This is a genomic window from Rhodococcus sp. IC4_135 (assembly GCF_011602025.1).
GTDB classification, from domain to species: Bacteria; Actinomycetota; Actinomycetes; order Mycobacteriales; family Mycobacteriaceae; genus Rhodococcus_F; species Rhodococcus_F baikonurensis.
In genome coordinates, this window is record NZ_JAAOLG010000011.1 from 122879 (window position 1) to 146732 (window position 23854).

The 23854-nt window shown below is 63.8% G+C and carries 22 protein-coding genes; 17 read left to right on the forward strand and 5 right to left on the reverse strand.

Annotated elements, in window-relative coordinates; genetic code table 11:
- Positions 1 to 10 precede the first annotated feature (10 nt).
- The 3 genes from G8767_RS20390 to G8767_RS20400 form a co-directional block, all read right to left on the reverse strand.
- Positions 11 to 901, reverse strand: a complete 891-nt coding sequence (locus tag G8767_RS20390) for a ribokinase (protein ID WP_166811442.1) — start codon at positions 899 to 901, stop codon at positions 11 to 13.
- Positions 898 to 2340: an MFS transporter gene (locus G8767_RS20395; protein ID WP_095969738.1), complete on the reverse strand. Its 1443-nt coding sequence runs from the start codon at positions 2338 to 2340 to the stop codon at positions 898 to 900. The genes G8767_RS20390 and G8767_RS20395 overlap by 4 nt, the downstream gene beginning before the upstream one ends.
- Before the next feature lie 243 nt (positions 2341 to 2583).
- Positions 2584 to 3687 (reverse strand): NADH:flavin oxidoreductase/NADH oxidase, encoded by a 1104-nt coding sequence (locus tag G8767_RS20400; protein ID WP_095969739.1) that lies wholly within the window; start codon positions 3685 to 3687, stop codon positions 2584 to 2586.
- Positions 3688 to 3882: 195 nt separating this feature from the next.
- Between G8767_RS20400 and G8767_RS20405 the strand changes: the two genes are divergently transcribed.
- The 11 genes from G8767_RS20405 to holA all read left to right on the forward strand — a co-directional run bounded on the left by G8767_RS20405 (position 3883) and on the right by holA (position 15424).
- The gene (locus G8767_RS20405; RefSeq protein ID WP_166811444.1) at positions 3883 to 5169 is read left to right on the forward strand and encodes a glutamate-5-semialdehyde dehydrogenase; all 1287 of its coding nucleotides are present in this window, start codon (positions 3883 to 3885) and stop codon (positions 5167 to 5169) included.
- A gap of 41 nt (positions 5170 to 5210) precedes the next feature.
- Positions 5211 to 6122: a MoxR family ATPase gene (locus G8767_RS20410; protein ID WP_019749056.1), complete on the forward strand. Its 912-nt coding sequence runs from the start codon at positions 5211 to 5213 to the stop codon at positions 6120 to 6122.
- An 8-nt stretch (positions 6123 to 6130) separates the two neighbouring features.
- Positions 6131 to 7594, forward strand: coding sequence for a VWA domain-containing protein (locus G8767_RS20415; RefSeq protein ID WP_166811446.1), 1464 nt, complete (start codon positions 6131 to 6133; stop codon positions 7592 to 7594).
- Positions 7595 to 7612: 18 nt separating this feature from the next.
- The gene (gene nadD, locus G8767_RS20420) at positions 7613 to 8332 is read left to right on the forward strand and encodes a nicotinate-nucleotide adenylyltransferase (protein WP_095969742.1); all 720 of its coding nucleotides are present in this window, start codon (positions 7613 to 7615) and stop codon (positions 8330 to 8332) included.
- A 46-nt stretch (positions 8333 to 8378) separates the two neighbouring features.
- Positions 8379 to 8825, forward strand: a complete 447-nt coding sequence (gene rsfS / locus G8767_RS20425) for a ribosome silencing factor (protein WP_003944502.1) — start codon at positions 8379 to 8381, stop codon at positions 8823 to 8825.
- Complete coding sequence (locus G8767_RS20430; protein WP_166811448.1) at positions 8822 to 9496, forward strand: histidine phosphatase family protein; 675 nt, start codon at positions 8822 to 8824, stop codon at positions 9494 to 9496. The genes rsfS and G8767_RS20430 overlap by 4 nt, the downstream gene beginning before the upstream one ends.
- Positions 9483 to 10265: a diglucosylglycerate octanoyltransferase gene (gene octT / locus G8767_RS20435; protein ID WP_064689237.1), complete on the forward strand. Its 783-nt coding sequence runs from the start codon at positions 9483 to 9485 to the stop codon at positions 10263 to 10265. The genes G8767_RS20430 and octT overlap by 14 nt, the downstream gene beginning before the upstream one ends.
- Positions 10266 to 10269: 4 nt before the next feature.
- Positions 10270 to 11112 carry a DegV family protein gene (locus tag G8767_RS20440; RefSeq protein ID WP_124569245.1) on the forward strand — a complete coding sequence of 281 codons (843 nt, stop codon included), beginning with the start codon at positions 10270 to 10272 and terminating at the stop codon, positions 11110 to 11112.
- 81 nt (positions 11113 to 11193) lie between these two features.
- On the forward strand, positions 11194 to 12093 hold the full coding sequence (locus G8767_RS20445; RefSeq protein WP_166811450.1) for a ComEA family DNA-binding protein: 900 nt from the start codon (positions 11194 to 11196) through the stop codon (positions 12091 to 12093).
- On the forward strand, positions 12090 to 14450 hold the full coding sequence (locus tag G8767_RS20450) for a ComEC/Rec2 family competence protein (RefSeq protein ID WP_166811452.1): 2361 nt from the start codon (positions 12090 to 12092) through the stop codon (positions 14448 to 14450). The genes G8767_RS20445 and G8767_RS20450 overlap by 4 nt, the downstream gene beginning before the upstream one ends.
- Positions 14447 to 15424, forward strand: coding sequence for a DNA polymerase III subunit delta (holA, locus tag G8767_RS20455; RefSeq protein WP_166811454.1), 978 nt, complete (start codon positions 14447 to 14449; stop codon positions 15422 to 15424). Before G8767_RS20450 ends, holA begins: the two co-directional genes overlap by 4 nt.
- A 179-nt stretch (positions 15425 to 15603) precedes the next feature.
- On the opposite strand, the gene rpsT is transcribed toward holA, so the two are convergent.
- A complete protein-coding gene (rpsT, locus tag G8767_RS20460; protein WP_003944567.1) occupies positions 15604 to 15864 on the reverse strand; it encodes a 30S ribosomal protein S20 in 261 nt (86 codons plus the stop codon).
- 197 nt (positions 15865 to 16061) lie between these two features.
- On the opposite strand from rpsT, the gene G8767_RS20465 reads away from it, so the two are divergent.
- The 4 genes from G8767_RS20465 to G8767_RS20480 are packed head-to-tail and all read left to right on the forward strand — an operon-like array spanning position 16062 to position 20387.
- Entirely contained in the window at positions 16062 to 17687 is a 1626-nt protein-coding gene (locus G8767_RS20465; protein ID WP_166811456.1) for a circularly permuted type 2 ATP-grasp protein, read from the forward strand.
- A gap of 56 nt (positions 17688 to 17743) precedes the next feature.
- Entirely contained in the window at positions 17744 to 18715 is a 972-nt protein-coding gene (locus G8767_RS20470; protein WP_095969748.1) for an alpha-E domain-containing protein, read from the forward strand.
- An 8-nt stretch (positions 18716 to 18723) separates the two neighbouring features.
- Positions 18724 to 19554, forward strand: a complete 831-nt coding sequence (locus G8767_RS20475; protein WP_095969749.1) for a transglutaminase family protein — start codon at positions 18724 to 18726, stop codon at positions 19552 to 19554.
- Positions 19555 to 19613: 59 nt separating this feature from the next.
- Positions 19614 to 20387 (forward strand): aquaporin, encoded by a 774-nt coding sequence (locus G8767_RS20480; RefSeq protein WP_042952240.1) that lies wholly within the window; start codon positions 19614 to 19616, stop codon positions 20385 to 20387.
- A gap of 30 nt (positions 20388 to 20417) precedes the next feature.
- Here G8767_RS20480 and G8767_RS20485 read toward each other — a convergent pair whose 3' ends face one another.
- Positions 20418 to 20951: a type II toxin-antitoxin system PemK/MazF family toxin gene (locus G8767_RS20485; RefSeq protein WP_030536620.1), complete on the reverse strand. Its 534-nt coding sequence runs from the start codon at positions 20949 to 20951 to the stop codon at positions 20418 to 20420.
- A gap of 72 nt (positions 20952 to 21023) precedes the next feature.
- Here G8767_RS20485 and lepA point away from each other — a divergent pair, with 72 nt between their 5' ends.
- Together lepA and G8767_RS20495 are read left to right on the forward strand one after the other, a co-directional pair.
- Complete coding sequence (gene lepA, locus G8767_RS20490; protein ID WP_003944564.1) at positions 21024 to 22916, forward strand: translation elongation factor 4; 1893 nt, start codon at positions 21024 to 21026, stop codon at positions 22914 to 22916.
- Between the two features lie 6 nt (positions 22917 to 22922).
- A complete protein-coding gene (locus G8767_RS20495) occupies positions 22923 to 23852 on the forward strand; it encodes a nitronate monooxygenase (RefSeq protein WP_166811458.1) in 930 nt (309 codons plus the stop codon).
- Positions 23853 to 23854: the final 2 nt, after the last annotated feature.

Sequence of the window (23854 nt, forward strand, 5' to 3'; positions counted from 1 at the left end):
TGTGTCAGAGTCAAGCCGAGCTTGCTGTGTCAGAGTCAAGCTGTCGGTTCAGGACTTTTTCGATCGCAGCGCGAGCAGGCGACGACACCGAGGCGCCGCGTACCGTCGTCGCCAGGCTTCCCGCCGTGGCCGCGAACTGCAGGGCGCGGTCCTGGTCCTGCACCCACTCCACGGCGAAGGCCCCGGTGAAGGCATCGCCTGCGCCGGTGGTGTCGACGGGTGTCACGGTAGGGGAGTCGGCGTGGACGGTCACATCGCCGGACCGAAGATCCGCGCCGCTCGCTCCGAGCGTCGTGACGAGGTGCGCGACGCGACCTGTGACCGCGGCCAACTGCTCCGACTCGGTCTGGTTCACGATCAAGATGTCGACTGCATCGATCAGTGGATCCGGAAGTTCTTGCACGGGAGATGGATTCAGGATGACGGTCGTTCCGTGGGCGTGTGCGTGCTGGGCCGCTGCGGTGACCGTGTCGAGTGGTATTTCGAGTTGGCACAGGAGAACGTCGGCGTGTGCGATCGCGTCGAGGTCTACTTCGGACAACGCGGTGATCGTGGAATTGGCGCCCGGGACGACGATGATGTTGTTCTCCGCGTCTTCGCTCACGGTGATGGCCGCGACGCCACTCGGGCCGTCGACGCCACGTAGCAGTGCGGTGTCGACCCCGGCGTCTTGCAGGGTCTCGCGCAACTGGGCGCCGAAACCGTCGTCGCCGACCGCGCCGATGAAGGACACGTCCCCACCGGCCTTCGCGGCGGCGATGGCCTGGTTACTGCCTTTGCCTCCCGCCGCGGTGGCAAAGGCAGTGCCGAGCAGTGTTTCTCCCGGAGCGGGAAATCTGGCCACTGACGTGGTCAGGTCCATGTTGATACTGCCGACGACGACGATTCGAGGCGTGCTCATACCTCGAGGTTATCGGCCTTCATTCTCTTTCGGCGAACCTTCCGAATGATCCGGCGTGCTTCCTCGTCGGTGGCCACGGCGGGCGGAGAGCCGTCCAGTGGCTTCCGTGCCGTCTCGGGGATGAGCAGTACCGCGATACCGCCGATCACTGCGGCGATCATCATGTACATCGGCGCGACCAAGTTGCTGCCCGTTGCACTTTCGAGAGCTGTCAGCACCAGGGGAGTGGTCCCGCCGAAGATGGAGACCGCGAGGTTGTATCCGATTGCCAAGCCGCCGTACCTGATTCCGGTCGGAAAGAGTGCGGGAAGCACGGACGGGAACACTCCGACGAACAGCAGGAGCAGGCCGCCGAGAATGGCGAGTCCGAGGAAGACCGTCACGTAGTTGCCGACGCCGATCAACAGGTAAGCGGGCAGGGACAGGACGAAGAATCCGATGAAACCGCTGAGCAGCAAGGGTTTACGCCCGACGCGGTCCGAGAACTTTCCGACGTAGCTGATTCCCATCATCATCACGATCATGACGATGATCATCAGAACGAGTCCGTGGGATTCGTCGTAACCCAAGGTGTTGGTCAGATACGTGGGCATGTAGCTGAGCAGGCCGTAATGAGCGATGTTGTACGTGGCCACCAGGACGATGCACAGAACAAGGGGACGCCAGTTGTCGACGAGAGTTTCGCGCAGTTTCTTGCCGGTGGATTCGTCTGCGAGGGAGCGCTCTTCGGCCTGCTCCATCATCTGGAATGCGGGAGTTTCTTCCAGGCGCAGACGAAGGTACAGGCCGATGAGACCCAGCGGGCCGGCAATGAGGAAGGGGATTCGCCAGCCCCACTGGAGGAGATCCTCGGCGCTGACGACGGTCTGGATGATCGTCACGATGCCTGCTGCCGCCACATATCCTGCCAGAGTCCCGAATTCGAGGAAGCTGGCGAAGAAACCGCGCCGCTTGTCCGGTGCGTATTCGGCGACGAACGTACTGGCCCCGCCGTATTCGCCGCCAGTCGAAAAGCCCTGCAACAGGCGTAGGAGTACCAGCAGGATCGGGGCGGCGATACCGATGGACTCGTAGCTCGGGATGAGGCCGATGGCGAAGGTGCTGCCCGCCATCAGAATGATCGTGGTGGCCAGGACTTTCTTGCGCCCGATGCGGTCACCGAGTGGGCCGAAGAACAGTCCGCCGAGAGGGCGGACGATGAAGGCTGCTGCAAAAATTGCAAAGGTCGAGAGGAGTTGAGCGCTGCCGCTCGCCTCCGGGAAGAACACTTTTCCGATAGTGGTAGCTAGATATGCGTAAACGCCGAAATCGAACCACTCCATGGCATTTCCGAGCATCGTCGCCTTGACAGCGCGTTTGACGGACGCATTGTCGGTGACGCAGACATCGGGTGATTCGGCCACTTCGAGAGCGCTGATCGAGTTCTCTGGTGTAGTCATGACATGCGCTCCCCAGCGCAATCATCGAACCGAGCGGGGCACGTACCTGATGCACGCATCTTTTCGTTGCCCACTCGCCGATGAGCCGGTCGGGAAATCGAGCGTCCGCGTGCCCTGTGGCTCGTTGCGACCCCCGTCGCACGGCTCTGGCCCGCGGCAGTGTCCGGAGCCCACAGGGCTCCGGACTACCGGCAAGTAAGACGCTTACGCTATCAAAGTTGGACGCGGGAGCCGATTTTCGGGCTAGAAGGCGCGAGCGTACTGCGACGGGATATGTGGTCCCACCTCGGCGTTCAGTTCCCGGGCCGCCCGGCGCGCCCAGTACGGATCACGCAAGAGTTCGCGGCCGAGGAGCACCGCCACGGCGCTGCCGTCCTCGACGATCTTCTCGGCCTGTTCGGGTTCGGTGATGAGGCCGACGGCGGCGGCAGGCAACAGGCTTTCGTTCTGCAGGCGACGGGCGAACGGAACCTGGTATCCCGGCTCCACCGGAATCTGCGCCGCCGGTGAATTACCGCCGGTGGACACGTCGACCAGATCGACGCCGTAGTCGGAGAGGATGTTGGCGAGGGCAACGGTCTGATCCGCGGTCCAGCTGTCGACCTCGAGCCCACGCTCTTCCGTGAGCCAATCGGTCGCCGAGACCCGGACGAAGAGGGGTAGCTCGGCCGGCCACACCTCGCGGACCGCTGTGAGGATTTCGAGGAGCAACCGGATACGGTTTTCGAAGCTGCCGCCGTAGCGGTCGGTCCGCTTGTTGCTCTCGGGAGAGAGGAACTGATGGATCAGGTATCCGTGGGCCGCGTGAATTTCCACGACCTTGAATTCGGCCTTCAGTGCGCGGGTTGCCGCCGCTGCAAAGTCCGCGACGACCTTCTCGATGCCTTCCGTGGTCAACTCGACCGGATCGGCAAGGTGACCGAACGGAACCGCGCTCGGGGCGACGGTCTGCCAGGCGAGTCGGTCGTCGGCGGGCAGGCTCTTGCCGCCGCGCCACGGAACCTGCGTCGACGCTTTGCGTCCGGCGTGAGCCAACTGAATCCCGGGCACTGCGCCGAAGTACGCGAGTTGCGCATTGATCTCGGCGAAGGCTTGTGCCTGCGTGTCGTTCCAGATCCCCAGATCGGCGGCCGAAATGCGGCCTTCGGGGCTGACGGCGGTCGCCTCGGTGAGAATCAGGCCGGTGCCGCCGATCGCGCGGCTCACCAGGTGCGTGCGATGCCATTCGTTGGGCACTCCGACCTGGTCGCCGATGACGTCAGCCGAATACTGGCACATCGGTGCCATCCAGACGCGGTTCGGGATGGTGACGCCGCGCAGGGTCAAAGGCTCGAACAACACACTCACGGATGGCTCCTGACTCGAAGAAGAAGGTCGGTGGGTGCAACAGTGTCGCGCGCCGGAATTGTTCCCCGGCGGTGCGGCGAAATGTTCCTCGGCGGTCCGCCGCAATGCTCCTCGGCGGTCCGCCGCAATGCTCTCGGGTGGTCACAGCCTCGTTCCGCCGAGCAGGCCGCCACGGTGGGTGGTTAATGTGTATTCATGACCGCTGTGACTTCCGACGCAGAAACCGTCGACTCGAACGCGTCCGACACCAAGACCGTCGTGCACGACGCCGCACGCCGAGCCCGCAAGGCGTCGCGCGTCCTGGCTCTGCTGACCACGGCACAGAAGGATGCCGCGCTCCACGCCGCAGCCGACGCAGTACTCGCGGCGAGTGATCGGATTCTCGCGGCCAATGCTCTCGATATCGACACCGCGAAGGCGGGCGGTACCGAGGAATCACTGCTCGACCGTCTACGGCTGACCGCTGACCGCATCGAGGGCATCGCGTCAGGTTTGCGCCAGGTTGCCGGACTACCCGATCCGATCGGCGAAGTTCTTCGCGGCTCCACTCTGCCGAACGGTCTGGAGCTGCGCCAGCAGCGTGTTCCGCTCGGCGTCGTCGGAATGGTCTACGAGGCTCGACCCAACGTGACCGTGGACGCGTTCGGTCTGACACTCAAGTCGGGAAATGCTGCGCTGCTTCGTGGTTCGTCTTCGGCGGTCAAGTCCAACGAAGCGTTGGTGGCGGCCCTGCGTGCGTCGCTGGTCGCTCAGGGACTGCCCGAGGACTCCGTTCAACTTCTGCCAAGTGCGGATCGCTCCACGGTCACTCATTTGATTCAGGCCCGTGGCCTCGTCGACGTCGTCATCCCACGAGGCGGCGCCGGCTTGATCAGCGCCGTCGTTCGCGATGCCACCGTTCCCACCATCGAGACCGGTGTCGGTAACTGTCACGTCTATGTTCACTCGGCCGCCGATCTGCTCATGGCCGAGAAGATTCTTCTCAACTCCAAGACTCGTCGGCCCAGCGTGTGCAACACCGCGGAGACGGTGCTGGTCGACGCCGCCATCGCCGAGACGGCCGTGCCGAAGTTGCTGCAAGCGCTTCAGATGCACGACGTCGTCGTGCACGGCGATCTGCCGGGACTCGTCCCGGCCACCGAGGACGACTGGTCGAAGGAGTACCTCACGCTCGACGTCGCGCTCAAGGTCGTCGAGAACCTGGACGCTGCGGTCGAGCACATCGACCAATACGGGACCGGCCACACCGAAGCCATCGTGACTTCCGATCTCTCGGCTGCCCGTGAGTTCACCGCTCGCGTCGACGCCGCGGCAGTGATGGTCAATGCGTCGACTGCCTTCACCGACGGTGAGCAATTCGGGTTCGGCGCCGAGATCGGCATCTCCACCCAGAAACTGCATGCGCGTGGCCCTATGGGGTTGCCGGAACTGACGTCCACCAAGTGGATCGTCTGGGGCGACGGGCACACCCGACCCGCCTGAAAAGTTCACCAGACTTGCCCCACCCTTTTTAGGAGTTAACCGTGGACCGAGCTCTTCCCGATACAACACCGTTCTTCTCGAGCGTCGACGACGTGATCGAGCGTTTGGCCGAGACGGGTTACCTGTCCGACAAGGGCACTGCAACGGCAGTGTTCCTTGCCGACCGACTGGGCAAGCCCCTGCTCATCGAGGGACCGGCCGGTGTCGGTAAGACCGAGTTGGCGCGCGCGGTAGCCCAGACGACAGGCGCCGAGTTGGTGCGCCTGCAGTGCTACGAGGGCGTCGACGAGGCTCGTGCGCTGTACGAGTGGAATCACGCGAAGCAGATTCTTCGGATTCAGTCCGGAGGGGCGAGCGGAGCGAGGGGTGATGTCGCAGTCGACCACAGCTGGGACTCGACGAAGGCGGATGTCTTCTCGGAGGAGTTCCTGCTCGCACGTCCACTGCTCAAGGCCATTCGCCGCGAGGACCCGACGGTGTTGTTGATCGACGAGACGGACAAGGCCGACGTCGAGATCGAAGGTCTGCTCCTCGAAGTGCTCAGCGACTTCGCGGTCACGATCCCCGAGCTCGGAACTATCACCGCCACCCGCAAGCCGTTCACGGTGTTGACGTCGAATGCCACTCGCGAACTCTCGGAGGCTCTGAAGCGTCGTTGCCTCTTCCTGCATCTCGATTTCCCGGACGCGGACCTCGAGCGTCGCATTCTCGCAAGCCGGGTGCCGGAGCTTCCTGAAGCGATTGCCGAGCAGCTGGTGAACACCATTCGTGTTCTTCGCGGAATGCAGCTCAAGAAGGTCCCTTCGGTGTCCGAGACCATCGACTGGGGACGCACCCTTCTTGCTCTGGGCATGGACACTCTCGACGACGATGCCGTTCGCGCCACGCTCGGCGTGATCCTCAAGCACCAGTCGGACCAGGTGCGTGCCGCCGCTGAACTTCGGCTGAACTGAGGTCTGACATGGCTCCCGCAGGATCGACGTCGCCGCTCTCGCCTGGCGGCCTGGCAGCGCCGCACGGGATTCCCGGTCACCTCGTCGATTTTGTCGAGGCTCTGCGACGCCGCGGAATCATGGTCGGCCCGTCCGAGACCGTCGACGCCGGTCAGGTCATGTCCGTTCTCGACCTGCTCGATCGTGAGGCTCTTCGTGAAGGGCTGGCGTGCTCGCTCCTGCGTCGACCTACCCACCGGGCGACGTTCGACGCCGTCTTCGACCTGTGGTTTCCCAAGGCGATCGGTGACCGTGCGGTCGGCGATGTCGACGTCACACTGCCGCGCAAGCCCGATGGCTCGATCGACCTGCAGGCATTGCGCGAGTTGATCGCGGAACTGTTGACGGACGGCAGCGACGAGGCGATGGAGATGACCGAACTCCTGACCGCCGCCATGGTCGAGGAACTCGGGCAGTACCAGTCGAGTAACGGCCCGTCGTTCTCCGCCTATCAGGCGCTGCGCGACGTCGCCCCGGAGACGTTGCTCAACAAGATCCTGCAAGGTCTACTCGGCAACCAGGAAGGCGCCGGGTCCGAGGGCAAGGACAATTCCGACTATCAGTCCGAGGTCGCCAAGCGCACGGCAGCGCAGCGCATAGCGGACTTCCGCAAGATGGTCGAGAAGGAAACGCGTCGACGCACAGCCGAGAATCTGGGTAAGGAACGCGTCGCCACGTACGGCGTTCCGAAACTCGCCGAGGAAGTCGACTTCCTGCGGGCCTCCGACGCAGAACTCACCACGCTGCAGAAGAACGTCGCACCCCTGGCTCGTCTGCTGGCCAGTCGACTCGCTGTGCGTCGTAGCCGCTCCCGCGCGGGTTCGATCGACCTGCGTCGCACGCTGCGCAAGTCCATGTCGACGGGTGGAGTGCCGATCGATCTGGTGCAGCGCAAGCCGAAGCGAGCGCGGCCGGAACTTGTGGTGATGTGTGACGTGTCGGGTTCGGTAGCGGGGTTCAGCCACTTCACCCTCCTGCTCGTCAATGCGTTGCGTGAGCAGTTCTCGCGAGTGCGGGTATTCGCGTTCATCGACACGACCGACGAGGTCACGCGGTTCTTCGACTCGAACGCCGACCTCGGATCCGCGATGTCACGCATGGTGCGTGAGGCCGAACTGATCACCTACGACGGCCACTCCGACTACGGACACGCATTCGGGGTGTTCCAGGAGAAGTTCGCGCAGTCCATCACCAGCCGTACGTCGCTGCTGGTACTCGGCGACGGTCGCAACAATTACTGCGACCCCAACCTCCAGTCGCTGTCGCAGATGGTTGCGGTAGCCAAGCACGCGCACTGGCTCAACCCCGAGCCGAAGGGGCAATGGGGAACGGGTGACTCCGCGGCGAAGGTCTACAACGAGGTCATCAGCATGCACGAGTGCCGCTCGGCCCAGCAGCTCGCCGACGTCGTGTCCAGACTGCTGCCGGTCTGACCCGTAAGCTCGACACTCGTGCAGAAGGGACTATCGGTGGAACGTGCTCGACGCCTCGGAGTGATGGGTGGCACCTTCGACCCCATTCACCATGGCCACCTCGTTGCGGCCAGTGAGGTCGCCGACCGGTTCGGACTCGACGAAGTGATCTTCGTCCCCACCGGACGGCCCTGGCAGAAGCAGGGGAGAGGCGTCAGTCCCGCCGAGGACCGATACCTCATGACGGTCATCGCCACCGCCTCCAACCCGCGGTTTTCCGTCTCTCGGGTCGACGTCGACCGTGAAAAAGTCACGTACACCGTGGACACCCTGCGAGACCTCCGGGCCTACCATCCTGACGCCGAACTCTTCTTCATCACCGGTGCCGATGCGCTGGCCAGCATCCTTTCCTGGCAAGATTGGGAAGAGTTGTTCGCATTGGCGAAGTTCGTCGGGGTATCGCGACCGGGTTTCGATCTCAATGCAGAACACCTGGCCGGTCACCTCGACACCATGCCCGCCGACGCGGTCACGTTGATAGAGATTCCGGCACTTGCCATTTCGTCGACCGAATGTCGTCGTCGGGCAAGTGAAGACCGCCCCGTCTGGTACCTGGTGCCGGACGGAGTGGTGCAGTACATCTCGAAGCGGAACCTGTATCGACCTGTCGACGCGGAGCGCCGCGACGGAGCTACAACGATGTCGGAGCCTGCACCGGGGAAGTCGGAAGCCGTCCCGGGCGCAACCGACTCGAGCTAGCCGAGAACAACAAGTACTTTCTGAAGACGAAACTGGAGAACATCGAGTGAGCGCAAACACCGAAGCCATCGACATGGCACGCATCGCGGCCTTGGCAGCCGACGAGAAGCTGGCCACCGAAGTGGTGGTGCTCGATGTGTCCGAACAGTTGGTCATCACGGACTGCTTCGTGATCGCATCTGCGACCAACGAGCGTCAGGTCAACTCGATTGTCGAGAACATCGAAGACCGACTCCGCGAAGCGGGACACAAGCCTGTCCGCCGCGAAGGCACCCGCGAGGGACGCTGGGCACTGCTCGACTACGCCGACATCGTCGTCCACGTCCAGCACGACGAGGAGCGCAACTTCTACGCTCTCGATCGACTGTGGAAGGACTGCCCGACGGTCGAGGTCGAAGGCCTCGGACAGAACCGTCCCGGCCCCGCCGACGCCAACACGGTGTTCGAGACCGACACGGTTTCCGAGCCGGACGCGCAGGATCCCTCGCTGTGACTTCGTCGGCGCCCAGTGCGGCGTCGAACCCTGTCCGCCGGCTCATCCTGCTGCGTCACGGACAGACCGAATACAACGCCGACTCTCGGATGCAGGGGCAACTCGACACCGATCTGTCGGAGTTGGGACGCACGCAGGCCAAGAGTGCAGGTCCGGTGATCGCCGATCGCAGACCGTTGACGATCGTGTCCTCGGATCTGCGTCGCGCGTATTTCACAGCCGTCGCTGTCGGTGACGCCGCCGGACTTCCGGTCCTCACCGACACGCGTCTGCGTGAGACACACCTGGGCGAATGGCAAGGCCTGACTCATCACGACGTCGACGAGCGCAGTCCCGGTGTGCGATCTGCCTGGCGGGCGGATGCCACGTTGGCGCCGCCCGGTGGCGAAAGCCGAATCGACGTTGCACATCGCAGTCTTCCTGTCGTTCACGAATTGCTCGAGACGCACCCGGACTGGGCCGAGCGGCCCGTGGTTCTGGTGGCGCACGGAGGCTTGATCGCGGCTCTGACGGCGGCATTGCTCGACCTGCCCATAGATCGCTGGGCCGTCCTCGGCGGATTGGGAAACACCAGTTGGGTGCAACTCAGCGGACATGGTGACGTCAAGTCGATCGAGTGGCGACTCGACGTATGGAATGCTTCTGCGAGTGTCGCAAATGACGTCCTCTGAAAGTGCCGACGGGCAGCGCCCCGTCCTCCTCGTACTCGCGGATTCGCTGTCGTATTTCGGCCCCAAAGGCGGCCTCGCGGCAGACCACCCACGGATCTGGCCCAACATCGTGGCCGACGAACTCGGCTGGGACGTCGAGCTGGTCGCCCGTATCGGCTGGACGTGCCGCGACGCGTGGTGGGCACTGACTCAGGATCCTCGTGTGTGGGCGGCGGTGCCGCGGGCCGGCGCCGTCGTGTTCGCGGTCGGCGGTATGGACTCGCTACCGTCTCCGCTGCCTACCGCGCTCCGCGAGACCATTCGCTACGTTCGGCCACCCGCGCTTCGACGCGTGGTGCGCGAGGGTTATCAGTGGCTGCAGCCACGGCTTGCACCACTGGGCCGCCCGGTCGCGCTTCCGCCCAAGCTGAGCGTCGAGTATCTGGAAAGCTCGCGAAATGCGTTGGAGTACATGCGGCCCGAACTGCCGATGATCGCGACCCTGCCGTCGGTGCACCGCAGTGATGCCTACGCCAGCGTGCATGCCGGACGGCCGGCCGCGGTGTCCGCGATCACCGAGTGGGCTACGGAGAAAGACGTTCCCGTAGTCGATCTCGCGGATGCAGTGCGAGACAACGTCTTTTCCGAGAACGGTAATCCCGACGGAATTCACTGGGGTTGGGACGGTCACGTCGGTGTAGCCCGCGCGATGATCGCTGCGATTCGCGGGGTCGAGTCGCAGAAAACGGTTTCGCCGGAACTGGTATCACCGCCGAGCGAAGTCGGGTAGCAGAATGCCGGTCGTCGTCGTCACGGATTCCTCCGCCTGCATCCCGCAGGAGTCGGCCGACGCATGTGGCATTCAGGTGGTTCCGCTCCATGTACTCCGTGACGGCTGCGACTTGCGAGAGGGCGTCGACGCAATGCCGAACGACCTGTCGGGAGTGACAACGGCCGGAGCGTCACCCGCCGAGTTGTCCGAGGCATATGCACGCGCCCTGAAACTGAGCGACGGCGACGGCGTCCTCGCCGTTCACATTTCACGACAACTCTCGGGAACGTGGGAAGCCGGACGAGTCGCAGCCCAGGAATTCGGTGGCGCCGTCCGCATCGTCGATTCACAGTCCGCCGGAATGGGTTTGGGCTATCCCGCTCTCGAAGCTGCACGTCTCGCCGAGAAGGGCGCGTCACTCGAAGAGGCATACGGCCGGGCGGTCGACGTAGCGAGCCGTGGGCGCTGCTACATCGTCGTCGACAAACTTGATCAATTGCGTAGGGGCGGACGAATCGGAACCGCCGCTGCGTTGCTGGGTACTGCATTGGCGATGAAGCCGATCCTGCATCTGGTGGACGGCAAACTGGTGCTCGGCGAGAAAACACGTACCACCACCAAAGCTCTTGCACGCTTGGTGGATTCGGCAGTCGAACGCGCCGGTCTCGGCCGCGTGGCGATAGCCGTGCATCACATGCGAGCGCGAGAGCGTGCCGACGGGATAGCGGAACAGTTGGCCGAGCGCATTCCCGATGTAGCGGAATCCGTGGTTACCGACTTCAGCGCGGTTATCGGAGCGCACGTCGGTGTCGGCGCGATCGGTGTTGTGGTGTGCCCGTTGCCGGAGATCGACGCGAACACCTGATCGGTTCTCCACAATCCCCGAGTTCTCCACAGGTCGAAATTCATCGTCTTCGGTGGCATGGTCCCTCGTTAGCGTGCAGTCATGAGGATCAGCGAGGAGCGCGAGCGGGCGCGTGATCGCCTCGCGGCGATGGACGAAAACTACAGGCAGCGACAAGCCGTCGACGACTTCGAGGATTCAGTGTCTTTCGGGAGGTCCCCCGAGTGGCTCCAGGACTTCGACGAGGACGAATACGAAGTTCCGCCTGACTCGTCCAGGTTCGATCGCCTGCCCGAGCGCTGGCGCGGAACGCGTTGGCGCCCGAGCCGATCGGCGACTTGGGTGTTGGCGATCGTCGCAGCACTGGCCACGGCTATCGGCTTGTTCACCGTGTGGTGGGACTCTCCGAGTTTGCAGGCGGTCCCACCGTTGCCCTCGCCCCAGAATGTGACGGCCCAGAATGTCACGGAGCAGAGTGTCACTGTCGACGATGGTGAATCAGCCGGTCCCGTACCGACCGCCGTCGTAGCGGAGCAGTCGCCCGAGGCTCTGGTGGTCAGTGTCGTCGGACTCGTGCGCACGCCTGGGCTTGTCAACCTGCATTCGGGCTCGCGCATCGCGGACGCGCTCGCTGCGGCAGGTGGAGTGCTCGACGGAGCGGAGACGGTAGGCCTGAACCTGGCTCAGAAGCTTGCCGATGGTGATCAGATCGTGGTGGGTGCGGCCGATCAGTCCGGTGGTGTTTCAGCGAGTTCGAGTACCACTGCGGGAGGGACCAGCCCCGCCGCTGCGGGGGAATCCGGCGGGGCTGGGCTGGTGAACCTCAACACCGCCACCGAAGCCGAACTGGACGGGCTTCCCGGCGTAGGGCCGGTAACAGCGGCGGCGATCATTTCCTGGCGTACGTCCAACGGGAAATTCACGGACGTAGAACAATTGGGGGAAGTCGACGGGATCGGCCCGGCAAGGTTGGCGAAGCTGCGAGTGCTGGTGTCGGTGTGAACGAATCGGAGGTCCGGCCCGTTCTCGACGCTCGACTGCTTCTGTCGGCCGTCGCCGCGTGGGGAAGTAGCGCGGTGGGGATCCTGTTCGGCGCGGTCGCCGCGTGGGTACTGGCGGTGGCGTGCGCGGTTCCAGCGGCAATCCTGGCTGTCGTGGTCGTGCGCCGGACATCTACGGGGTGGGTGCGAATCATGTTGGTGGCACTACTGTTCGGTGCCGGGTGCGGTGTCGTCAGCGGATGGCGGGCGTTCGAGGGGGAGAGTCACCCACTGGCCCGAGCTGCCCTCGAAGGAGCCTGGGTGAGTGTCGACGTGGAACCAACTGAGGATCCGCACGTGGTCTCTGGCGCAGTGGGTCAAGGTCAGGTCTTCTTCAGGGCAACCGTCAATTCGGTGACTGCCCGGAATCACAGGTACTCCGGAGGCGGATTGGTCACGATCCGGGCGCCCAGTTCGTCGTGGCTCGACGTTGTTCCAGGGCAGAGCCTCACGGTTCGCGGCCGGGCGAGTAACCCATGGCGCAGCGATTCCACACTCGCCGTCATCACGTCCGAAGGGCCTCCCGTCGCGGTGGGAGAAGCGCCCTGGTACCAGCGATGGGCGAGTGTGGTGCGTACTCGTTTCGCCGCTGCGTGCTCGGCTGCGCTCCCGCCGGATCAGGCAGGTCTGCTGCCTGGCCTGGTCGTCGGAGACACGTCGTCGCTGTCGCCGGTGGTGAAGGACAACTTCACTGTTGCCGGGCTTTCCCACCTCACTGCGGTCTCCGGCGCCAACATCAGCATTCTGCTGGGGGCCGTTCTGCTGTTGGTCAGAGCGGCGGCACTGAGCCCGCGGGTCGGCGCCGCTTTGGCGCTGGTGGCTCTCGTTGCGTTTGTTGTCGTCGCGAGGCCGTCGCCGAGTGTGCTGCGTGCCTCGGTGATGGGTCTGATCGGCCTGCTCAGTCTGGTCACCGGTCGACGGAAACAGGCGCTGCCTGCTCTTGCCGTAGCCGTCATCGTTCTGGTTGTCGTGATGCCCGAGCTTGCCGTCGACTGGGGGTTTGCGTTGTCGACTACTGCCACGGGCGCGCTGGTGATCATCGCTCCGGTGTGGGTGGACGTGCTTCGCCGACGGGGTTGGCCCCGTTGGTTTTCGGAGATGACAGCTGTCTCGAGTGCTGCGTTTGTCGTGACTGCTCCACTGGTGGGCGCCATGGCGGGAACCTTCAGCGTGGTCACGATTGCAGCGAACATGGCGGTGGCGCCCGTGATCGGACTTATCACGGTATTCGGGGCGGTGATTGCACTGTGCGCGCTGATCTGTCCACCGATCGCGGTGTTCGTCGCGCCACTGGTCCGGCCGCCGATGGGGTGGCTGCTGTACGTGTCCGAGCGGGCGGGGGCTCTTCCCGGAGCGTCGGTGGTGGTGCCGTCGGGGCTCATCGGCGCTCTGGTCGTCGTGGGCGTCTTACTGGCCGCGGCCTTGACGCTGTGGAATCGGATTTCGAGGTGGGTGGTCGGTGTCCTCGTGTTGGCAGTCGTTCTAGCCCTGATCTTTCAGCACGTGTTCGGCGGCAGCCGCATTGCGCCGGGGTGGGTACTGGTGATGTGCGACGTAGGCCAAGGGGACGGTCTTGTGCTCTCGACCGGAGACGGCAGGGTGATCGTGATCGATGTCGGCCCTGATCCCACGTCGATGGATCGTTGCCTGAACATGGTGGACGTCAACGACATCGCTTTGCTGATGATCAGTCATTTTCATGCCGATCACATCGGAGGATTGGAAGCGGTCCTGGCTGGGCGTTCGGTCGCTGCGGTCGGAGTCGGGTCGATGTTGTTGCCGGAGTCAGGTTTTCGGGCAGTGAAGGATGCCGCCGAATCGCAGGCCGTTCCGGTTGTCTCGTTGCGTGCAGGTACCGAGTTGACGTTGGGATCGGTGAACGTGGAGGTTCTCGGTCCGTTGGTTCCGGCTCCCCGCGATGCGAGGGACGGCGCGGACGCCGCCAACGATCAGTCGCTGGTGGTGATGGCACACACGGACGCTGGTCGAATCCTGTTGACGGGAGACGCCGAAGTTGCGGGGGAGGAGGCCATTCTCCGATCGGGAACGGACGTGAAGGCCGATGTGTTGAAGCTGCCCCATCACGGTTCCCGGACCACGTCGTCGGCATTTCTGGAAGCGGTGCGTCCGAGGTTGACGATGATCAGCGTCGGCGCAGGCAACAGTTTCGTGCACCCGAACACCGAGGTTCTCGACGAACTGGATTCGTTGGGCGGGGCGGTGGTTCGGACCGACGTCGACGGCACCGTCGCCGTGTACGGCGGGGGCGGCGGGTCTGTGTCGATCGTGTCGGTTCCTCGTGGGACCATCTTCGGGTGAGTAATCCGTCTGGAGTCGATCCGCTGCATCTTGTTCTCGGGGACGACGAGTTCCTGATCGACCGCACGGTATCGCTGCTCATCAGAGCTGTCCGCGGTGACCGCGGCCAGGGTATTTCCGATCTCCCGGTCACCAAGATGCGTGCCGGAGACACCAATGCGCCGGAGTTGGCTGAGCTGCTCAGCCCTTCTCTTTTTGCCGAAGACCGTGTGATCGTCCTGGAATCGGCGGCGGAGGCAGGCAAAGATGCCGTAGCTCTTGTCCTCGAAGCGGCACGCGAGCCTGCGGAAGGCGTCGTTCTGATCGTCGTGCACTCGGGTGGTGGCCGTGCGAAGGCGTTGGCGCCGGCGCTGGAGAAGCTCGGCGCGACGGTTCATGCCTGCGGAAAACTGAACAAGAGTCAGCTTGTCGACTTCGTCCGCGGTGAGTTTCGGACCGCAGACGTCAGGGTCGCGCCCGATGCGATCGCCGCGATGATCGAAAGCGTCGGCTCCAACCTCCGCGAACTTGCGTCGGCCTGCTCACAATTGGCGGCAGATACCGGCGGCAAGATCGACGTCGCTGCGGTCCACAAGTACTACTCGGGCAAGGCCGAGGTTTCCGGATTCGATGTGGCCGACAAGGTCATCGTCGGCGATACCCGGGGTGCGCTCGAGGCCCTGCGGTGGGCTGATCAGATCGGAACGGCGCACGTTCTCCTCGCGGATGCCCTCGCTGATGCAGTTCACACCATCGCGAAGGTTGGCCCGTTTGCACGGGGCGGTGACCCGTTCCGGTTGGCGTCGGATCTCGGGATGCCGCCGTGGAAGGTCAAGAAGGCGATCAAGGAAGTCGGCGGTTGGGATCCCACGTCGATCGGCGCTGCGATGCAGATCGTCGCCGCTCTCAATGCCGACGTGAAGGGCGCCGCAGTCGACTCGTCCTTCGCCCTGGAGATGGCAGTGCGCAAAGTGTGTGCACTGCGGAAGAACTGAGGGCTCGATGTCCCGGTGTGCCGGCGGCCGGCACTAGTTCTGCGACCGTGGCGTCGGCCGTCCGGTAGCCGGGGCGTTCCGCGTCGGCCCGATCGGACACGCAAAATAGCCGCCTGGTCTTTCGACCTGGCGGCTATCGAGACGAACCAATATGACGGCGAACCGTCACAGTGGAAACGTCAGAGCTTGTTGGCAGCCTGCGAGAGTGCAGACTTCTTGTTGGCAGCCTGGTTGGCGTGAATGACGCCCTTGCTGGCTGCCTTGTCGAGCTTGCGGCTGGTGGAGACGAGGAGCTCGTTGGCCTTGTCCTTGTCACCGGCTGCCGCAGCCTCGCGGAATGAACGGATCGCGGTACGCAGCGAGGACTTCACCGACTGGTTACGGAGTCGGGCCGCCTCGTTGGTACGGATTCGCTTCACCTGGGACTTGATGTTGGCCACGCGTAAAATCCTTGTCGTCTTTAGCTGGTTACGGTCGAGAAAGCTGTGGGCGCACTGATGCACCGACTGGCAAGATTACCAGCCGAGGGCCCAAGAACCCAAACCGTCGCACGTTGCGTCTGTCGAGAAGAGTACACCGAGCGCCCGATTTCTCGCCGCGCTGCCGAATAGCCCCACTTGTAGCAGCATGTTGCCCTATGACGCCGCCGCCTTCGAAAAGTTCGAGTAAAACAGGTTCGACCACCACCCGAGCGCGTCCTGCTGCAGTGTTCGACGGATATTCAGACATCGGTCGCTACGAGTTGGCTTTCGACGAGATGTTCGAGCCCGACGGCTCGGTGCGTGCTCCGTACAAGGGCGTGTACAAAGCCCTGGCGCCGACGAGCAGCGCCGACCTCGCCGCGCGCGCAGACGCGCTCGGACGCGCATTCATCGATCAGGGCGTGACGTTCTCGCTGTCCGGGCAGGAACGACCCTTTCCGTTGGATCTGGTGCCACGCGTCATCGCCGCGCAGGAGTGGTCGCGCCTGGAAAAGGGCATCAAGCAGCGTGTGAAGGCACTCGAGCTGTTCCTTGCGGACATCTACGGCGAGCAGCGAATCCTGCGCGATCACGTCCTGCCTCGCCGCCTGGTCACCTCGTGTGAGCACTTCCATCGTGAAGCGGCCGGCATCGTTCCGCCCAACGGTGTGCGTATCCATGTCGCGGGTATCGACCTGGTCCGAGACGAGGCCGGAGAGTTCCGAGTTCTCGAGGACAACCTGCGATCTCCGTCCGGCGTCTCCTACGTGATGGAGAACCGTCGCACGATGACTCGGGTGTTCCCGGATCTGTTCATGTCCCACAAGGTGCGGGCGGTCGGTGATTACGCAACACACTTGCTCAGGGCGCTGCGCGCGGGTGCTGCACTCAACGAAGCGGACCCGACAGTGGTTGTTCTCACACCGGGTATCGCCAATTCCGCCTACTTCGAGCACTCGTTGCTCGCTCGTCAGATGGGCGTGGAACTCGTCGAAGGTCGCGACCTGTTCTGCCGCGACAACATGGTGTACATGCGAACGACGGAGGGCGAGCGCCAGGTCGACGTCATCTATCGCCGCATCGACGACGAGTATCTCGACCCGATGCACTTCCGTCCGGATTCGATTCTCGGCGTCGCCGGCCTGCTGAATGCGGCCCGAGCGGGCAACGTGGTGATCTCGAGTGCCGTCGGCAACGGAGTCGGTGACGACAAACTCGTCTATACCTACGTTCCGCAGATCATCGACTACTACCTCGGCGAGAAGCCGCTCTTGCAGAACGTCGACACATTCCGCTGTTGGTTGGACGAGGAGTGCGAGCAGGTCCTCGACCGCGTCTCCGAACTCGTCATCAAGCCGGTGGAAGGGTCCGGCGGCTACGGAATCGTCTTCGGGCCCGACGCGAGCCCCAAGGAACTGGCTGCGATCACCCGCAAGATCAAGGCAGACCCGCGCGGGTGGATCGCGCAGCCTCTCGTGCAGTTGTCCACGGTGCCGACCAAGATCGACGACGTTCTCTCGCCGCGACACGTGGACTTGCGACCCTTCGCGGTCAACGACGGTGAGGACGTGTGGGTGTTACCCGGCGGCCTGACCCGGGTGGCGCTTCCGGAAGGTTCGCTGGTGGTCAACTCGAGCCAGGGCGGCGGAAGCAAGGACACGTGGGTGCTCGCAAGCCGCACCTCCGACGAGGATCCGGAGCTCTCCGGTGAGGAACTGGTGTCCGAGCCCCCGGAATCCGCGGAACCGGTGCAGGGCCCCGAACTGAGCACGTCTCAACAACAACAGCAGCAACAGCAGTGAATACCTCAGAAGTGCCCAGCTACCAAGAACTATCAGCGAACGGAGCGTGGTGACCGATGCTTGCTCGCAACGCAGAGTCCCTCTACTGGATCGGCCGCTACGTCGAGCGCGCCGACGACACCGCTCGAATCCTCGACGTCGCCGTCCACCAACTGCTCGACGACGCCACCGTCGACCCGGACCGCACGTCGCGTCTGCTCCTGCGTGTCCTCGGCATCGAAGCGCCGGAGGAGAAGCTCGACGTACGCTCGCTCACCGATCTGGTTGCGTTCAGCCGCAATCAGGTTGGTTCGATCGTGGACTCGCTGGCAAGTGCGCGGGAGAACGCGCGCGGAGCGCGTGAGGTGACGTCGAGTGAGATGTGGGAGTGCCTGAACACCACGTACAACGGACTGGCCGAGCGTGAACGCGCGTCACGCAGGCTGGGGCCGCACGAGTTCTTCCGCTACGTGGAGGAACGCGCAGCGATGTTCGCGGGCCTGGCGGATTCCACGCTCAGCCGCGACGACGGTTATCGGTTCCTTCTGCTTGGCAGGTCGATCGAACGTGTCGACATGATCGTGCGGATGCTCCTGGCGCGCGCCGGTGACCGCCCGTCCTCGCCGGCGTGGGTCAGTGTGCTGCGCTCGGCGGGTGCGCACGACACATATCTGCGTACGTATCGCGGAGCGCTCGACGCCAATCGGGTGGTCGAGTTCATCTTGTTGGACAGGCTCTTTCCGCGCTCGGTGTTCCACTCGATCAGGCAGGCCGAGAAGTGCCTGCAGGAACTAGACCCCCAGCCGGGCAGTCGTGTCGGAATCCGGGCGGAGGCGCCGCGGCTTCTCGGCCGCGCGCGCAGCGAGCTGGAGTTTCTGCCGCAGGGCGTGTTGCTCGAGGATCTGCAGGGGCGATTGCTCGGTTGGCAGGAAACCTGCCGCGAACTGGGTGAGGCAATTGCATTGCAGTACTTCCACGCTGCGCCGTGGGTCGCATGGACGGATGCCGGCGCCGCGTATGCGGATTCGACGGTGGAGGGAGAGCTGTGAGCTGGCGAATGAGGGTCGTGCACACCACGGGATATGCGTACGACGCCCCGGTGACGTCGTCGTACAACGAAGCGCGTTTGACGCCTCGCGGTGACACCAGGCAGACGGTGATTCTCACGCGCGTCGAAACGCAACCGGCAACGCGGTCCTACCGGTACACCGATTACTGGGGTACCGCGGTGACCGCATTCGACTTGCACGCACCGCACACGGAGCTGGAAGTGACCGGACTGTCGGTAGTGGAGACGGAACCGTTCGTTCAACCCGAGGAAACCGTCGACTGGGATGAATTGTCGGGTGAAGCGATTAAAGATCGATTCAACGAGCAACTGAGTTTCACGAGATATGTTCCGCGTGATCGGAAGCTGGCGACAATTGCCAAAGAATTGCGCAAAGATAAATCACCTGAAGATGCAGTAGTCGCTGCGTCGCAATGGGTTTACGGCGAAATGTCATATGTTCCGGGTACGACCGGAGTGCACACGTCGGCGGTCGAGGCCTGGTCGGCCAGGAAAGGTGTCTGCCAGGATTATGCGCATCTGACCTTGGTATTGCTTCGAACGATGGGCATACCGTGTCGTTATGTTTCCGGCTATCTCCACCCCAAACGTGATGCGGCAGTCGGGGACACGGTGGTCGGGGAATCGCACGCGTGGATCGAGGCGTGGACCGGCGCGTGGTGGGGATACGACCCGACCAATGCGATAGCTGTGAATGAACAGCACGTCTCGGTGGGAATAGGAAGGGACTATTCGGATGTGCCGCCTTTGAAGGGAATCTTTTCCGGCGGTCGCTCCACAGATCTCGAAGTTGTTGTGGAGATCACCAGGCTTGCGTAAAGTCCGGCAAATCTAGGCGCGTGAGCATTACTACCGTTCGATGAGAAGAAGGTGGGAATATGTCTCCAACTGCACAGGAATTGACTGAGATCGAACCGATCTCGGATGTGAAGAAGTATGCGGCCGAAGCGGTGGGAACATTTGTGCTCGTGTTCTCCGCAGTCGGAACTGCCGTCTTCGCAGGAGCGAAAGTCGGCAATCTCGGAGTTGCCTTCGCATTCGGCTTGACCCTGCTGTTCCTCGTCTATGCGATCGGACCGATTTCCGGTTGCCACGTCAACCCAGCCGTGACTCTCGGCCAATTCGTGATCGGGCGCATCTCGGCCGTCAATGCGGCGATTTACGTTGTCGCGCAGGTGATCGGCGGCTTGGTCGCCGGCGTCGTGATCTACACGGTTGCGAACAGTCTCCCGGCGTACAACCGGGCCGCAGACGGACTCGGCGCAAACGGTTGGGGCGCGCACAGTCCTTCGGCCGAGAAGAATCTTCTCGGACAGGTGGTTTCCGACGGTTACGGCATCGGTGCCGCCATGATCATCGAGATTCTCCTGACCGCTCTGCTCGTGTTCGTCGTTCTCGCGTCGACCGATCAGATCTCGGACGTACCGCTTGCCGGAGTGTCCATCGGCTTCACCCTGGCCGTGATCCACCTGATCTCGATCCCGATCGACAACACCTCCGTCAACCCCGCTCGAAGCCTCGCTGTCGCGCCGTTCCAGGACGGCGCACTGGGTCAGGTGTGGTTGTTCATCGTGTTCCCGCTGATCGGCGGCGCACTCGGTGCACTCATCTATCGAGCACTCTTCGGACGGTTCAACCGAATGGACAGCTGATCGAGACTGCTTCCATCCTTCGGGTCGGCTTCAGCTCCAGCTGAAGTCGGCCCGAAGTTTTGCCGCGACCGCGTCGAACTTCTTGTGATCCATGACGGCACCCTCCCGGCGTATCCCGCTCTCGGGAACATCGAGCACCCGGTCGAGCCGAACCCAGCTTGGCCTGCCTTCGCCGTCCCACGGGCCCGAACCGATTGCGAGCCAGTCACGTTCACCCTCGCGCTTGCTCTGTGAAGACAACATCAAACCGAGCAGCGTGTCGCCGTCGCGGCCGACAACCAGCACCGGACGGTCTTTGCCCTGGGTCGGATCCTCTTCGTAGGCAACCCAGGTCCAGACGATCTCGCCGGGATCGGCCTTGCCGTCGAGGTCGGGGGAGTACTCCACCTTGCGGGCGCGATGCGCGGTCGGAGACGTCCGCGCGGCGATCGGGCGGCCCGACGGACCCGGCTTCGAGGCAGACGACTGAGACGTGGACGACTGCAACTGGCGCAGCAGTGCAGGCCCCTTCTCCACCGCGAGGGCGCCGAGGGTTCTGCCGATCTGCTTCCACATGCTTGCCATAGCGTTCGAGCATAATCACCCGCCCGTGGGAACCCCTGGTACGGCGGCGCCGAGACTTGGATATCCTGAGGGTTGACAGTGGCCCGGATCCGGGCCGGTGCCGGTCCGACTAAGGGGTCTCCCATCAGCAGCTTCGCCGACAAGACGTTCACGGATCCTGCGCAGATCCGGAACTTCTGCATCATCGCGCACATCGATCACGGTAAGTCGACGCTGGCAGATCGCATGCTTCAGCTCACCGGTGTGGTCGAAGAGCGGGCGATGCGTGCGCAGTACCTGGACCGAATGGACATCGAGCGTGAACGCGGCATCACCATCAAGGCCCAGAACGTTCGTCTGCCCTGGACCGTCGACGGCGAAGAGTTCGTCCTCCACCTCATCGACACTCCCGGCCACGTCGACTTCACGTACGAGGTCTCCCGTGCGCTCGAAGCGTGTGAGGGCGCAATTCTGCTGGTCGACGCTGCTCAGGGCATCGAGGCTCAGACGCTGGCCAACCTCTACCTGGCGATGGAGAAGGATCTCAAGATCATTCCCGTCCTCAACAAGATCGACCTCCCGGCCGCGGATCCCGACCGCTATGCCGAAGAGATCGCGCACATCACGGGCTGCGAGCCCGGTGATGTCCTGCGCGTCTCGGGCAAGACCGGCATGGGCGTCAAGGAACTGCTCGACGAGGTGATCAAGCAGGTGCCCGCGCCCGTCGGCGACGCTGACGGTCCCGCTCGCGCGATGATCTTCGACTCCGTCTACGACGCGTACCGCGGCGTGGTCACCTACGTGCGTGTGGTCGACGGTCGGATCCGTCCCCGCGAGAAGATCACGATGATGTCCACGGGCACCACACACGAACTGCTCGAGGTCGGCATCATCTCGCCCGAGCCGAAGGCCAGTATCGGTCTGGGCGTCGGCGAGGTGGGCTACCTCATCACGGGTGTGAAGGACGTCCGCCAGTCGCGCGTCGGTGACACCGTCACCACAACCCGCAACGGCGCGACCGAACCGCTGGTCGGCTACCGCGACCCCAAGCCGATGGTCTACTCCGGCCTCTACCCGATGGACGGCTCGGACTACCCGGTTCTGCGTGACGCTCTCGACAAGCTCCGTCTCAACGACGCGGCCCTGGCGTACGAGCCCGAGACGTCGGTTGCCCTCGGCTTCGGCTTCCGCTGCGGCTTCCTCGGCTTGCTGCACATGGAGATCACCCGCGACCGCCTCGAGCGCGAGTTCGGCCTCGAACTGATTTCCACTGCGCCCAACGTCGTCTACCGCGTCGTGATGGAGGACGGGGCCGAGGTCATCGTCACCAATCCGTCGTACTGGCCGGAAGGCAAGGTTCGCGAGGTCTACGAGCCCGTCGCCAAGTGCACCGTCATCGCGCCGAGCGAGTACGTCGGCGCCATCATGGAGCTGTGCCAGTCCCGTCGCGGTGAGCTCGGCGGTATGGACTACCTCTCCGAGACTCGCGTCGAGCTGCGCTACGAACTGCCCATGGGCGAGATCATGTTCGACTTCTTCGACGCCCTCAAGTCCCGCACCAAGGGATACGCCAGCCTCGATTACGAGGAGGCCGGTGAGCAGCAGGCTGACCTCGTGAAGGTCGACATCCTTCTGCAGGGCGAGGCCGTCGACGCGTTCTCGTCGATCGTGCATCGCTCCAACGCCGGTGCTTACGGCGGACGCATGACGTCGAAGCTGCGTGAGCTGATCCCGCGCCAGCAGTTCGAGGTTCCCATCCAGGCGGCGATCGGCGCCAAGATCATCTCGCGCGAGAACATTCGCGCGATTCGCAAGGACGTTCTTGCCAAGTGCTACGGCGGCGACATCAGCCGTAAGCGCAAGCTGCTCGAGAAGCAGAAGGAAGGCAAGAAGCGCATGAAGACCATCGGACGCGTCGAGGTACCTCAGGAGGCATTCGTCGCAGCCCTGACGTCGGAATCGGTCGGCGAGAAGCCCAAGAAGTAGGAGCGCATGGTCACCACCTGGTTGTCCCGAGAGTTCGGAATCGATATCCCCGTTCTCGGGGCACCCATGGGTGGCCGCGCGGGCGGCGCGCTCGCCGGAGCAGTGTCGGCGGCCGGCGGTTTGGGTCTGCTGGGCGCGGCCCGGTACAACACGCCGGAGTGGATCGAAGCGGAAGCCGAAGTCGCTCGGACCGCCGCCGGAAAATTCGGCGTCGGCCTGATGACGTGGTCGCTGCCCGAGAACGAGTTGATGCTCGATGCGGCAATTGCCGTCGAGCCGACCATGATCACCTTGTCGTTCGGTGATCCCGCCGCGTATGTCGGACGTATCCACGAGGCGGGCATTCCCGTTGTGTCCCAGATCAATACGCTCGAGGACCTTCGCATCGTCGAGGCCGCAGGTGTCGACGCGGTGATCGCACAGGGCGGTGAGGCAGGCGGCCACACCGGCCGGATCGGAACCTTGCCGCTGCTGCAGGAGATCCTCGAAGCGACGTCACTTCCGGTTCTGGCAGCCGGTGGAATCGGGACCGGCCGCGGTTTGGCCGCGGTTCTGGCGGCCGGCGGCGAAGGCGTGATGATCGGAACGGCGCTGCTCGCCAGTCCGGAGACGGTCGGCCCGGGATATGCCCGCGACCGCGTCGTCGAAGCCGGAAGTGCGGACACCGTCTACACCTCCGTTTTCGACCGTGCTCGCAGTCAGCCGTGGCCCTCGCGGTGGGGTGGCCGTGCGGTGGCCAACGAGTTCACCGCAGCCTGGGACGGAGTCGATGCCGCCGACGAAACGCTGGCACAGGCGTACGACCCGTCGGACCCGCACAGCGGAGTCGTCTATGCCGGAGAAGCAGTCGGACTCGTACACGGAGCCCATCCGGCCGGAGACGTGGTTCGACGCATCGGCGCCGATGCGGAGCGTCTGCTCGCTCGTTTTGCCTGAAA